9 protein-coding genes are annotated in these 13,097 nt (G+C 41.0%); 5 read left to right on the top strand and 4 right to left on the bottom strand.

Going from position 1 to position 13,097, the window contains the following annotated elements; all coding sequences use genetic code 11:
- Positions 1-43: 43 nt before the first annotated feature.
- Entirely contained in the window at positions 44-1,348 is a 1,305-nt protein-coding gene (locus ICL16_RS10570; RefSeq protein ID WP_190827168.1) for an ATP-dependent DNA helicase, read from the top strand.
- Here ICL16_RS10570 and ICL16_RS10565 read toward each other — a convergent pair.
- The gene (locus tag ICL16_RS10565; RefSeq protein WP_190827166.1) at positions 1,338-1,490 is read right to left on the bottom strand and encodes a hypothetical protein; all 153 of its coding nucleotides are present in this window, start codon (positions 1,488-1,490) and stop codon (positions 1,338-1,340) included. The genes ICL16_RS10570 and ICL16_RS10565 overlap by 11 nt on opposite strands.
- Positions 1,491-1,534: 44 nt before the next feature.
- Here ICL16_RS10565 and dnaN point away from each other — a divergent pair, with 44 nt between their 5' ends.
- The 4 genes from dnaN (at position 1,535) to ICL16_RS10545 (ending at position 9,654) form a co-directional block, all read left to right on the top strand.
- The gene (gene dnaN, locus ICL16_RS10560; RefSeq protein WP_190827164.1) at positions 1,535-2,869 is read left to right on the top strand and encodes a DNA polymerase III subunit beta; all 1,335 of its coding nucleotides are present in this window, start codon (positions 1,535-1,537) and stop codon (positions 2,867-2,869) included.
- A gap of 112 nt (positions 2,870-2,981) precedes the next feature.
- The gene (gene dnaX, locus ICL16_RS10555; protein WP_190827162.1) at positions 2,982-4,376 is read left to right on the top strand and encodes a DNA polymerase III subunit gamma/tau; all 1,395 of its coding nucleotides are present in this window, start codon (positions 2,982-2,984) and stop codon (positions 4,374-4,376) included.
- Positions 4,376-5,332: a DNA polymerase III subunit delta gene (gene holA, locus ICL16_RS10550; RefSeq protein ID WP_190827160.1), complete on the top strand. Its 957-nt coding sequence runs from the start codon at positions 4,376-4,378 to the stop codon at positions 5,330-5,332. The genes dnaX and holA overlap by 1 nt, the downstream gene beginning before the upstream one ends.
- A 587-nt stretch (positions 5,333-5,919) precedes the next feature.
- Entirely contained in the window at positions 5,920-9,654 is a 3,735-nt protein-coding gene (locus ICL16_RS10545) for a pentapeptide repeat-containing protein (protein ID WP_190827152.1), read from the top strand.
- Positions 9,655-9,795: 141 nt separating this feature from the next.
- Here the strand turns inward: ICL16_RS10545 and ICL16_RS10540 are convergent, their stop codons facing one another.
- From ICL16_RS10540 to ICL16_RS10530, 3 genes are all read right to left on the bottom strand, one after another.
- Positions 9,796-10,122: a hypothetical protein gene (locus tag ICL16_RS10540; RefSeq protein ID WP_190827144.1), complete on the bottom strand. Its 327-nt coding sequence runs from the start codon at positions 10,120-10,122 to the stop codon at positions 9,796-9,798.
- A 120-nt stretch (positions 10,123-10,242) separates the two neighbouring features.
- Positions 10,243-11,670, bottom strand: coding sequence for an argonaute/piwi family protein (locus tag ICL16_RS10535; RefSeq protein WP_190827142.1), 1,428 nt, complete (start codon positions 11,668-11,670; stop codon positions 10,243-10,245).
- Complete coding sequence (locus ICL16_RS10530) at positions 11,660-12,913, bottom strand: hypothetical protein (RefSeq protein ID WP_190827140.1); 1,254 nt, start codon at positions 12,911-12,913, stop codon at positions 11,660-11,662. The genes ICL16_RS10535 and ICL16_RS10530 overlap by 11 nt, the downstream gene beginning before the upstream one ends.
- Positions 12,914-13,097: the final 184 nt, after the last annotated feature.

Here is a 13,097-nt window from a genome sequence, read left to right as displayed (position 1 = left end):
CTAACGCTGTGTTTGTGATTTAAAACATAGCGGAAAAGCCAAAATGATCCACACACTACAAACTGCTTCGTTTACTCTCACAACTCAACAACTCGAAGCTCTTGAGTTGATGCACAAATTTCTCAAAAGCAATAAAAACCTTTTCCTTCTCCTTGGATATGCTGGTACAGGAAAATCGACAATTATCTTTCAATTAATAAAGACACTTGTTGGTGAAGGAAAGCGAATTGCCCTGACTGCACCAACCAATAAAGCAGTCAGGGTTTTGCAACGTATGGCATCAAAAAATGATATCTATGGAGTAGATTTCTTCACCATTCATCAACTCTTGGGACTAGGAATGGTAAGAAGGGGAAGCAACAAGGTTTTAGAACAGACTGCTCCTTCCATGCTCAGTTTATTTGACCTCGTTTTCCTTGATGAATGCAGTATGGTCAACAAAGAGCTTTGGCATTGGATTACTGAAAGTATCAGTCGGTCTTTAATCACAAATAAGCAACTAATTCTCATGGGCGATCCAGCCCAATTGCCTCCAGTTAACGAAGTTAAATCACTTTCATTCAATGTACCCGATAAAGCAATTTTAACTGAAGTTGTTCGACAAGGTACTGATAGCCCATTATTGGAATTTGTCACAGCTTGTAGAAAAGTAGTTAAAAGCCAAAACGCTTTCAAACCTTTCTCAAGGTATTTGCCGGATAAGACTAATGGAGCATTCATGGTTAAAGAGAATACCTTGTTGAGGTATGCGTTTAAGAAAGTGTCTAAAAATTTTGTTCAAAACCCAGACTGCTTTCGGATTCTGTGCTGGACTAACAAGAAAGTGGATTACTATAATGCAAAGATACGAGCAAAAATTTACGGAGAAAACGCGCCCAGATTTATTGTAGGTGAAAGGCTAATCACCAAAAGTCCAGTTACGGGTCCTGATGGAAAAACTATCATTCTACCAACTTCAACAGAAATAGAAGTTTTAGACTTTTGTGAAGATAGATATGCTGGCTACAAAGCTTGGCAATTGAAGGTGGTGACGGATGAAGGAACAATTCGTCAAATCTACGTTTTGCATGAAGATGATACCAAAAGGTATAAGAAAGATAATGCTAGGTTGTTGCGGAATGCTAAGAATAATCCTTCACTCTGGAAAGCCTACTACAATCATCTTGAAGTATTTGCTGATATACGTAATTGTTATGCGCTTACTGTGCATAACAGTCAAGGCAGCACTTTTGATGAAGTGGGAATCGATGGACGCGACTTGAATAAAAACAACAAAGTTCGAGAGTGCAATCAATTGTGGTATGTTGCTTCTTCTCGCGCACGCCGTCGAGTTTTCGTTATTTATTAACACCAATTAATTCAATTTTTGAAGTGGCGATCGCTTGCGTGCTAACCAGGGCATAATCAGCTTTTGGGTATAGAACAATCGGCTGTGCGAGCGCGATTCGGGGCACTGCGCTCTGTGCGATCGCTACTTCTTTTTTTTGCAAGCTGCTTACGCAGCTTTATGTCAGCTATTCTGACATGAAAGAAAATGTCTAAAACACTGAAGACGCAACGTTCAAAAACCTCGAAGCAAGTTGAAACACCAATTCAGCCACAAACTGAAACTAATGAGCAACCGTTAGTAAAAACACCAAGGATACAAATAATTTGCAGTCAGAATGATTTAAGTACAAATCTGTCTCTGGTTAGTCACGCCGTTCCACAACGCCCAACACATCCGGTACTGGCTAATGTTCTTCTGGTTGCTGAGAAAAAGTCCCAGCAAGTGCATCTAACCGTATTTGACCTTAGCCTGGGAATTCAAACCAGCTTTGATGCCCAAGTCCGTTCAGGAGGAGAAATCACTATCCCAGTCGAAATTTTGAGTGATATTGTCGAACGCTTCCCTCAGGGCGATATCACCTTGAAAAACCAAGCGGTAGCAGGCAAACCAGGGGAATCAGAGGAAATGGTCGAATCGTTAATTGCCACACTGACTGCTGATTCGGGACGTTATCAGGTGCGGGGTCTGAGTGCAGAGGAATTTCCGCGTATTCCTGAGGTAACAGCACAACAAGCGATCCACCTACCAGCAGAGACTTTAAAAGAAGGATTGCGAGGTTCCTTATTTGCCACCACCAGTGACGAAACCAAACTAATTTTGACTGGTGTCCATTTAAAACTAGAGCAGGATACTTTAGAGTTGGCTGCCACGGATGGTCATCGGCTAGCAGTCCTACAAGCATCAACTCAAGGCATCGCTGCTAAAAAGAAACAGTCGGACAAGACTGATGATGCAGCGCTCTCACTATCATTCACTGTACCCGCCAAAGCCTTACGGGAATTAGAGCGCATTTTAGAAATGCGTACTTCTGCTGATCCTGTGGCTTTGTACTACAAGAAAGAAGAAGAAATCGTCGCTTTTCATTGGGGAAAACAACGCCTAGTCAGCCGTTGTCTAGAAGGGCAGTACCCAGCTTACCCCGAACTGTTAAAACACGACTTTAAGCACCAAATAACACTTGAAAAAGCACCCCTAGTAAAAGCCTTAGAACGGATTGCAGTACTGGCTGACAAGAAGGAAAAGACAGTTAAGCTCTACTTCAACAGTGAAGATCAACAACTTTCCCTGTCAATGGCGCGAGATTTTGGCGAAGGGGAGGAATTAATACCAGCTTGCATTTCAGGAGAAAGTTTACACATCTGCTTCAATATCAAATATCTGCTGGATGCAGTGAAGGCAATCAGAAGTTCTGAAGTACAAATGCAGCTGACTTCATCCGACGGTGCGACGATTGTGGTTCCCTTTGGCAATCGCGACAAGCCTCATGTACTGATGGACGTGAAGTATTTACTAATGCCAGTAGTAAAAGAAACGAGATAAATTCCCTTACTTCCAAAAGCCTTAGCGCCAATGAGTTCTAACAACTTAAGAGCGCATATTTACTTGCCCCCCTATCTGGGGGGAGAACCTGAAAATTTCAACCATCACAAAAATGCACACAGCTTTACACCTCAAGTACCGTCCACGTACCTTAGACGAGTTGGCAGGTCAGGAGTACGTTCAGAAAACTCTCATCAACGCAGTTGAGTCAGGGAAAATTGCCCCGGCTTACCTATTCACTGGTCCGAGAGGAACGGGTAAAACCTCAACAGCCAGGATGTTTGCGAAGTCACTGAACTGTACTCGAAGCCCTAAACCTACCGCCAATCCCTGTGGGGAGTGTCAGTCCTGCCGTTCCATCGATAAAAGCACCAGCTTAGATGTTGCTGAAATTGACGCGGCAAGCAATAACGGAGTTGATGATGCCCGCAGTTTGATTGAGCGCAGTAGCTTTGCCCCAGCGGTAGGGCGCTATCGAATTTTTACCCTTGATGAATGTCATTGTCTTACTCCACAGGCATTCAATGCTCTTTTGAAGTGCATTGAGGAACCACCCGCCCACGTAGTATTCATTCTCTGCACGACGGAATCTCACAAAGTCCTGCCGACGATTACAAGCCGATGCCAAGTGTTCAACTTCCGTGCTTTGTCGATTACCGCTATCGTGGAGCAACTTCGGTTCGTAGCCCAAAAAGAATGTATTGCCATCACTGATGAAGCTCTAGTGGCGATCGCACGCACGGCAGACGGTGGATTGAGAGATGCTTTACAGCTATTGGATCAGCTGAGTCTCTTGGGAGTTGAAATTACCAAAAGCCATGTTCTCGAACTTTTAGGAAATGTAGCAGAATCCGACCTGGTAACAATCCTGCGGGCGATAAACATTGGCAATATATTTGGGCTGTTGCAAATGTCCCGCTCACTCTTGGACAACGGCAAAACACCCAAACTGATTTTGAGTAATTTGCTCACCATTTACCGCGACTTGCTTGTAGTTATGGCTTCCCCAAAAAGCCATAACCTGATTACTGGGGCAATCAGCTACTCCCAACTGAAACAGCTGGCGATGGATTGGGATTACGAGGCAGTTAGTACAGGGCTGACTCAGTTGCAAAAATCAGAAAACCAACTCCGCAATGCAGCCCAACCTCACCTTTGGCTGGAAGTCTGTTTGCTGGGATTGGTAACAACGCGATCTGAGCATAGTAACAACTCAAACAACGGCAACGGCTCAAAGACTCCATTGAATTCCAAGGGAAAATCTCAACCGAAAGCTCAAAAGAGTAACCTTAGTGCCATTTGGAACAAAGTATTGGAGTTGGCAACACCTAACAGTCATTCCTTGCTAACGCACGCTGAACTTGTTGAATTTGCTAGTGGGAAAGCTGTCATAACAGTCGAAGCAAAATACTTCAACAAATTTAATTCCAATGCCGAGAAGGTGGAGAGAATGTTTCAAAAAGCCACTGGAGCAAGAGTGATTGTATCCATTAAGGAGCGCAACTAATGATCACATTGCTAATTGGCGACGATCTATACGCCATTCAGAAAAAACTTATGTCTTTCAAAAGCGCTCTCGATCCGGCTTGGACAAGCTTTAACTATCACCGATTTTCTCAATCGTCCCTCAACAATGCTATTGACTGTGCTTTAACGATCGCATTCGGCACCTCAAAAGCGAAGCTAATTGTCGTGGAGGATTGCAACTTCAAGCAATTTGACGACAAGATGCTGAAAACTTTAAGCCTTCTCCCACAAATACCCGTCAACTCCCACTTGGTGTTTGTTGCACCATCGATAGACAAGCGGCTGAAGGTTTCTAAATTCTTGATTTCACAGGGCAAGCTCTTGGAATTCATGCTGATCCCACCGTGGCGGACTGATCTAATTGTCCAATCAATCTCGACACAAGCTAAGGAACAGAAGCTGCTGCTTGACAACAATATAGTTGACTATTTGGCTCAAGCTATTGGTAATGATTCAGCCCGTGCAGAATCAGAATTGCAAAAACTCGCTATTTATGGGGAAGGGTGTCGCCTTACCAATGCGGAAGTACAGGCGCTGGTTCCGTCACAGACACAAAATAGTCTCCAGCTAGCCGAAGCCATTCGAGAAAACGATTGCACAAAGGTGATAACTCTGCTCAATGAACTTCTTGCTCGTGCTGAATTCCCACTGGTGATTTGTGTAACGCTCTCCACCCAGTTCCGAACGTGGCTTTGGGTGAAAGCAGCAATAGCGAACGGAGTTAAGCTTGACAATGAAATAGCCAAAGTTTGTCAAATTGCCAATCCAAAGCGAGTTTATTTTCTTAAGAAAGAAGTGGCAGCGACATCTGAATTGGCTCTCGCTCAAGCTGTAACATTGCTGTTTGAGTTGGAAGTGTCTCTCAAACGGGGAGCAGGAGCAGATTTTATGCTGTCTTCAATACTTGCTATTGCACGATTATTTAAACCAGTCTAATCCATGTAATGGCGATCGCTCTCACAATGAGCATAAACAGCCCCTTTCCATCCAATGAGTGCAGATCGAAAGGGGTTCATTTTATGATGTAAGCCAAAAAAGCGTAGTCGGGTGGGATCAAAGACGGTTTTTGTTCAAATGCTTACCAAAGTGACAACTGCCCTGGTGAGACATTTGAGCGTTTGCATCCCCACTCGTATTGTAAAACCATTGCTAAGTAAGGTCGTCAGTCAGATAATCTGACTTTTGACGGGATATGGAAAAGTCAAAGCAGTTCGCGAATGATATGGCTTTGTTGGCGAATTCAAGAAAGTATGAATTTATGAAGCCAAAGCCGTAATGTACGCTTGTTTAGCGCTGATGCAGTGAATCGTTCTATCGGGGAAAATTAGCGAAACTTTGAAACGCGATGCTACAAAGTCGTAGATATCACGATGTCGATTACGAGATGAAAGTATAAAAAGTGATAGAAGTGTAAAAACTATTCAAATGCTGTAAAGACTTTGGCTAACTGAGCAAGGACAATGCTCCGTCGCAGCTAGCTAAAACATCTATAAATACGGCTATATACTTTTCTCGGTATTATCATGTATAAGCTTTATAATATACGACTCTATCGTAAGCAAATATCAGACAAAATACCCACAGCCCACCAGCTAGAAGCGTTGGAAACGTTGCATGAGTGGTTCAACGAGCAACGCGATGTGCATTCTGGTAGCATTCTTGTTTTACCAACCGGAGGGGGTAAGACTTTCACTACTATACGTTTTCTTTGCACCAGTCCGCTTTCCAGAGGCTACAAAGTTTTGTGGTTGGCTCATACTCACCATTTGCTAGAGCAAGCATTTCACACTTTTGAATCAGAAGTCAAGCACATATCTTTACCCAAAACTAGGCTTGATGTGCGAGTGGTTTCTGGTACACCCGGACACTGCTCCGTTGAGGAAATTGAACTCAGGGATGACGTTCTGATTGCTACACTTCAAACACTTACTCGCGCTTACAAACGTAAACAACCTAAGCTAGAAGCATTTCTCAAATCAGCAAACGATAAACTTTTCGTTGTTTTTGACGAAGCGCACCACTCCCCATCTCCGACTTATCGCCAGTTAATCCTCGCCATGCAGCAGCGTTTTCCTAAGATGTACTTATTAGGGCTAACTGCAACTCCAACCTACACATACAAATGTAGGTTTGGTTGGCTTGAAAAGCTTTTTCCTCAGCGAATTATTTACCAGGTAACTGCCCAGCGACTCATGGCTGACGGTATCCTTTCTAAGCCAGAGATTGAACAACATCAAACTAACTTTGAGGTTCCTGAATTTGAGGAAGACGAGTATAAAAAATGGATTAAAAGTTACCAAGATTTACCAGAAGATATAATTAGCCAACTTGCAGAGAATCGAGATCGCAATGCTTTTATTGCAGAAACTTATGCAACTAACAAAGAGCGGTATGGTAAAACGATTATGTTTGCTGACCGCTGGTTTCAGTGTGAGCAACTGCGTGAGTTTTTAGAAAATCGAGGTATACGTGCTGGTGTCGTTTATTCTGGCGTCAAAAGTTCTGAAAAAGAGAGAATACGAAATAGAAACGAAAATGCCCGTGTTTTAGATGCTTTTCGTCGTAATGAGTTGGATGTATTAATTAACATCAAAATGTTAACTGAAGGAACTGATGTTCCTGATGTTCAGACTGTCTTTATAACAAGGGAAACTAAAAGTGAGATTCTGCTGACTCAGATGGTAGGAAGGGCACTGCGTGGACCCCGTATGGGAGGAACGGAAAAAGCTTATATAGTCGCCTTTATTGATATTTGGCAATATGAAATTAAATGGGCAGGATATGCTCAAATTTTGCCTGGTCTTGCTTATGATGATGCTTCTGAAAACAACCCAACATCACCCTGCATAATATTGGCAGATTTAGTCCGGCGATTAGCCCAGCAAATGGATAGAAGTATCGATACAATTACTGGTCCGTTTTTGACTTTACTTCCTCTTGGTTGGTATAAAGTTGAGTTTGAGACTGTTATTGAAGGAAGTGAAGATGACAGGATAATGGCAGAGTTAGTGATGGTATTTGAAGGTGAAAAAGAAGCTTATGAAAGATTTATTGAAAAAATTGCTTCTAATCATAGTCAAGATTTTGTTGAAATCGACATCCAGTTTGATGACAAATATCAAATAATTAGGGAATTGTGTATTGAAACTTTTTATGATCAAGATATCACGGCAGAGGTAATAGGCGAATGGACAAATGAAAATCTTTTAAGAAATTTATTTCATATTGCCCGCCATGTTTCTCAAAATGAAGGTGAAAAACCACCTTTCTTTTTCTTTGAGGAGCGAAAGAATCACGATTTAGATGAACTGGCTCAAAAGTTTGTTAATGATGACCTTGGTCCTCGTGCCTTGGAGCAGGCATTACAAGTTGAGTTTACTCGAAAAGACCGTTATTGGAAAACTATTTACTATAGCTATGAACTGTTTAAGCAACATTATAATGCTTGTGTTGATAAGTTGTTAGTTAAAGAGCAGTATAATATTAGTTATAATGGGTACTTTTTACCTTCCGAAAATTCTAACCAGCCAGCTAATTATCAGCGTGTAGAAATCAACAACGAAGAACAGAAACCAAAAGAGATAGTCCCTGAAATGAAAAAAGATAAGTCATTTTCTGATTTATCAATACCAAAACAAATTGGGAGTTTAGAGCAGTGGAAAGATTTTGTTTGTGAAAGTATTAAGCTCTTTTACGGCTGTGATATTGTGCAGTCTTTTAAAGTGTTGGGTTCTGGGCGGCATACGTCTTGGGTGATTCACCTTGATACTGGTACTGACGCGGATTTGATAAAACCATATCTAGAAATGCTGATGCAGAAAATTCAGACGGTACTAGAATCAGTCAGGTATGTTCCACCAGAAATGATCTGTGTAGATCATGTCTCAGTAGAAAGGAAGAATCACTATGGACGGCAAATAGAAGGGGTTCGTACAAAACCACTAAGATCTGCACAGACTGAATGGATTTTGAAAATAGCCGTAGAAAACAAAATTGTAGTAATTTCAGGTCCGTTTAAAGATTTTGAAGGAGAGGTGATGGAAGTTAGTATTGAGCATAGTAAGCTTAAGGCTATACTATCTATTTTTGGACATAATACACCAGTAGAGCTAGAGTTTAACCAAGTTCAGAGAGTAGCTAAACCAAGCGCTAACAAATTAGATGAAGACAACTCAAACAGCGTTACATTCAACCGAGTTAACGTTCAAGAAGCTAACACAGGCACAGGTGAAACAATTAGTTTTGTTACTAATGACAATCAAAATGAGGATGTAGACGCTATTGATTTAGTCGTAAGTTCAAAGGCTGGAGAAAAAAGTAAAGAAGCTAGGCTGGATGAAATTCAAAATAGGATGATAGCTAAAGAGCTTTTGACACGGTACGCCGCTGGAGAACGAATTTTTCATGGTGTTAACCTAAGTGGAACCAATCTGAGTGAGACGAATCTAAGTAAAGCCACACTGTGGAAGGCAAACTTAAATGGAGCCAATCTCAGTAGAGCAAATTTGAAGTTGGCTAGCTTGTATCAAGCCAGTTTAGAAAAAGCAGAATTGAGGGAATCTGATCTTAGTAAAGCCAACCTTCGGGAAGCCAACTTGACTGGTGCAAACTTACAAAAAGCTAACCTGTCGAAAGCCAATTTAATGAGAGCTAGTTTCCAAGATGCTGACTTGAGAGGAGCTAACCTTCGGGAAGCCAACTTGACTGGTGCAAACTTGGATGGAGCTAACCTTCAGGAAGCCAACTTGATTGCTACAATTATGCCCGATGGCACTATAAGTAATCAGACTGAGTCCTCAGAACCGCCGACTATTCTTAGCTTAGAACAAACTGGTCAAAACTTAGATACCATAATAACCGATTTCATTCGTACACTTCGCTACCCGACTCGTTCCTTTATCAAAATATGCAAAGTGGAGTTTTTCAAGTCCCTTGATGGTAATTATGACCTGCTGATTATTTGTCCTAGCCAAAAAGTGCAAAAGTCATTAGAAACACAAATGGTAACATTAACGAGTAAATTTCAGCGTTACTTTGGGAGTTTTAGTAAAATTTTCTTGTGTACGAAACGTGATTTAATACCATTAAATAATTTAAATGATTTAGCAGTTAATATGTCTGAATGGTTTTTAAAAGAAGTCTTACAAAGCAAGTCATTTAAAAACCAGTTAAAAGCTTACGCTTGCCTGCAACACAAAAGTCATAATTGGTATATGATTGTCACTAAAGAAACGATTTACAACATGAGAAGAATTTGATTATGTGAGAATTTCAACATCCGCTAGATTTGAATCCATAACTAAATCATAATTCACTAAGTTTGATTTTGTGTAACCAGACCAAGACAAATTATGGGTCTGGTTACACATTAGCATTAGCCCTCATAAGATATTTCTATCTCAGATTGCTGTATGACGGGGCAAAATTAGCGAAGCTTTAATTTGCCCCTTGCCCCTAATTGTTATGGCCCCGCTCATAATGCCTTTCATTAAAAGAGTTATGACATTAGTACTTAGCATCGCATTTTTAAGTACCTCTATCGGCTTCACATCCTCATTTTTCTTAGTAAAACTAGTATCTTTTTTATCAATAATCGCTTTATTCAGGATAATTAAGAGTTTTAAAATAAATAATCTTATACTGAAGAGCAGATGCCCAAGTTGATCACTAATGGTGAAGTTCCATATCCAAAAATTAACTCTTAACTTTAGAGTAGCATTTGGCACAAAGTGGTAACTTCTCTAGCTTTAAGCTAAGGGAAAAGAATGGCGAGGCTCGGAGTGTGCGATCGCTATTTATCACGCCAAGTTGTTTAAAAGCACTCTTCTATTGGCAATAAGGCTCTCTTACGTATAAAACTTGAAATTAGTCAGCGGCTCTCTATCAACCGGAATCTCTCGCATAATATCTCCGACCAGTCTTGAAAATCTGATTGTTATTGGCAACAACCCGCCTAAGCGTGATGAATTCCAATTCATTTTGGTAAGAATGAGAATTTCTTTGAGCAATGTTTCCCGTGGTGTATCATAACCTACATGGTCGGCAATTTGAAGTGGCGAAGGAACATGCATTCCATGAAATTGGTTTAAACCAGCAATGAAACCAGTTGTGTACAGATAATCAATTTCTCCTACGGTGAAACGAGTTCCTCGTAAGGGAGGATATTGATTGGCTATAAGCAACCTCACTGTATTTTGAGAAGTCAATGCAACCAAGTCATATTGATGCACAAATTTTGCTCGTAATGCTTGTTCAAATCCACTTTTTTCCGCCGACCAATAACGTGATGTCTTGTGGATAACTACACGTCTCGGCATCTGTCCCATTTCTTCTAAATATCGATTCAAAACGAGTTCCACAAGCTTTGCCGCTTGCTCTTCAGTAAGATGGGGCGAATTAGTACCCTCTTTATTTGAGTCCCAGGTAAAATCATGCCCTCTCAATATAAGATTATTACCATGTTCATCAAAAGCTTGCACAAGGCTTGTCTGCATAGTAGAATTAGCAGAGCCTAATGGACGGTAGAAACTCACACCAACATAACAAGTTCCAGGCACTAACCCTATAGGTCCCCAAGGTAAACCACCAGCTTTAAAATACAGACCTGTGAAAAAATTCCAAGCTTTTTTTGAGAGATGATCCTTATCACGTCCATCCACTGTTTCCAGATCCAAAAGCTGAGTAGGTATGCGATATTTCATTGCGACAGATTTAAACGCTCGGCGCAAATCCCTGTGAATTTCTCCTAAATCTGAATCTTGATAGTTAGCTACCCGACATTTTTTAATAAGTTGGTCAGGGAGAACAACAACGATATATTCAGGCGGTTGGTCTTTTCTTGATAACAGATTTAACTTACTTTCCAAAAGTTGAACAACAGCTTCAAAACGGTTACGTGACTGTTTAATTTTCAATACATTTTCAATTTCTAAGCGATTTAGCTGACTAATCCAATCATTATCAAACACTAATTCAGAAAAAAAGCCCTGCTCTTTTTTAAACCCAGGAAAATCAGGGTGCTTTTGGTCGCCTAAAACTCCTTGGGCGCTCTTTTCCATCCATTGCTTTGCAACTTCAATTGTTTCCGCAGACCCGATGAATCCAACACGCACTTGAGAGGGGTGGCGCTTAATCGGGCTATACGATTTAGGACCAAATTGTGAGATCCCAAACTTTGGGTCGATATGTTGTTGACCATTAGCAAAGCAGATCAAAGGCTCTTCTAGATACTGACAACTAATTTTGGGAATATCAATATTTCGGTCAAAACTCATCTTCCTCCTCCTGCTCCTCGTCCTCATCGCTATCCCAATCTTCCCAATTATCGACCTCTGATAAATCATCATTTTTAAGGTTTGCTAAAGCAGCCAAACTGAAGAGGTCTTCTGGATACTCTACGTTCTTGAAGGGCTTGGCATACTCTTCAGGAATACCAGGCCATTCAATTTCTCCTTGCATCATTGTGCTTGAAACTATAATCCTTTGTCCTTTTTCAAATGGAAAAATGATACGTGGTTGTCCGTCACTGAGAAAATACCTCCAAAAGTTAACATCCTCTAGGAGGTCATAGTTAAATATTCTGGATTTTTTGCGTGTAACTTGCCTGCCAATTTTATCGGAGTCAATGAGATTTACACCATCTTTTGTCACACGCATCTCGGGACGAATGCTTAAACACCATTGTTGAGATCCCACTTCATGAAATTTCAAAGCAACTGCTAGGTGAAACCAATAGGGTCTGGGTTGACCTGTTTTCTTAATGATGGGTTGCCATACTACTTTTCTACTTGTAGTTGATTTATTGAGAGGACAATAGCTAACCTCTAAAGTTTGCCCCAATTCCTTAGACTGAAAGTAGTAGCGGTGGTGTATTTTATCTAAATAGAGACCCTTGCGACCAGTAAGTTTATTTAGAGAGCGGTTGAGCAAAGTTATAAACCACTGCCGTAATTCTGGCTCTTCGCACCACTCGCTTACTTCATAACGCTTAACTTTCTGATTGTCTACAAGCTGTCGAAAAGGACTTTTTGGGTTTTTAAGATTCTGAAAGCAGAAAAGCATTCCTCCTCGTAAGAGGAAAGGATACATTTCACCTTGGCTAATTGTAGGATAAATAATTTCTTGAGCTGCTTCTTGTGTTTGTAAATCATTGTATTGACATTTGACTCCGTAGATGTAGCGAGGCATTTCCGAGACTGGAAGTAATGTGCTGTATACGGTTTGGTAAAGATAGCAAGACTTTTTATCCTCTACTTCTATATTTTTTCTGCTGTTGTACTCGTCTAGTACCTGACAAAAGATAGCCTTGATTGCTTCAGCATCCGGTCCTTGATAAATGCGATCGCCAACCTGAATATCCCGTCCCTCGGTAATATTGAGGTTGTACTTCCCTAACTGCACCACATTGCGATCGCCACTGACGATTAGCGTCCTTAGAGTGGCGAGATCGGTTTCGGTGTGGATACCGATTGCAATACGGTCTAAGATAGCCTTCAAGTCATCGGGGGCAGTAGTCATACCTCAACTCAGCTTATGCCCCCTCTTTGTTTGCATCTTTGGTAGTAGTATTATTTCCCATTGATACATCTCTAGCCTTTCCTATATTGGGAGACTCGTAAAATAGGATAAATCGCTATTAAACGGTATAAAACAGAATTGTGGACTGAGTGAGGAGTGGTATAGCGGTTAAGGGTTAGACCTT

The organism is Iningainema tapete BLCC-T55 (assembly GCF_014698965.1).
Classification (GTDB): domain Bacteria; phylum Cyanobacteriota; class Cyanobacteriia; order Cyanobacteriales; family Nostocaceae; genus Iningainema; species Iningainema tapete.
Note: the sequence above shows the minus strand (reverse complement) of the source record. Positions and strands in the feature narration are given on the sequence as shown.

Excerpts from the sequence above, each read along its gene's own strand:
- ICL16_RS10570 (WP_190827168.1), top strand. The coding sequence starts at position 44 with ATGATCCACACACTACAAACTGCTTCGTTTACTCTCACAACTCAACAA.
- dnaN (WP_190827164.1), top strand. The coding sequence starts at position 1,535 with ATGTCTAAAACACTGAAGACGCAACGTTCAAAAACCTCGAAGCAAGTT.
- dnaX (WP_190827162.1), top strand. The coding sequence starts at position 2,982 with ATGCACACAGCTTTACACCTCAAGTACCGTCCACGTACCTTAGACGAG.
- holA (WP_190827160.1), top strand. The coding sequence starts at position 4,376 with ATGATCACATTGCTAATTGGCGACGATCTATACGCCATTCAGAAAAAA.
- ICL16_RS10545 (WP_190827152.1), top strand. The coding sequence starts at position 5,920 with ATGTATAAGCTTTATAATATACGACTCTATCGTAAGCAAATATCAGAC.
- ICL16_RS10535 (WP_190827142.1), bottom strand. The coding sequence starts at position 11,670 with ATGAGTTTTGACCGAAATATTGATATTCCCAAAATTAGTTGTCAGTAT.
- ICL16_RS10530 (WP_190827140.1), bottom strand. The coding sequence starts at position 12,913 with ATGACTACTGCCCCCGATGACTTGAAGGCTATCTTAGACCGTATTGCA.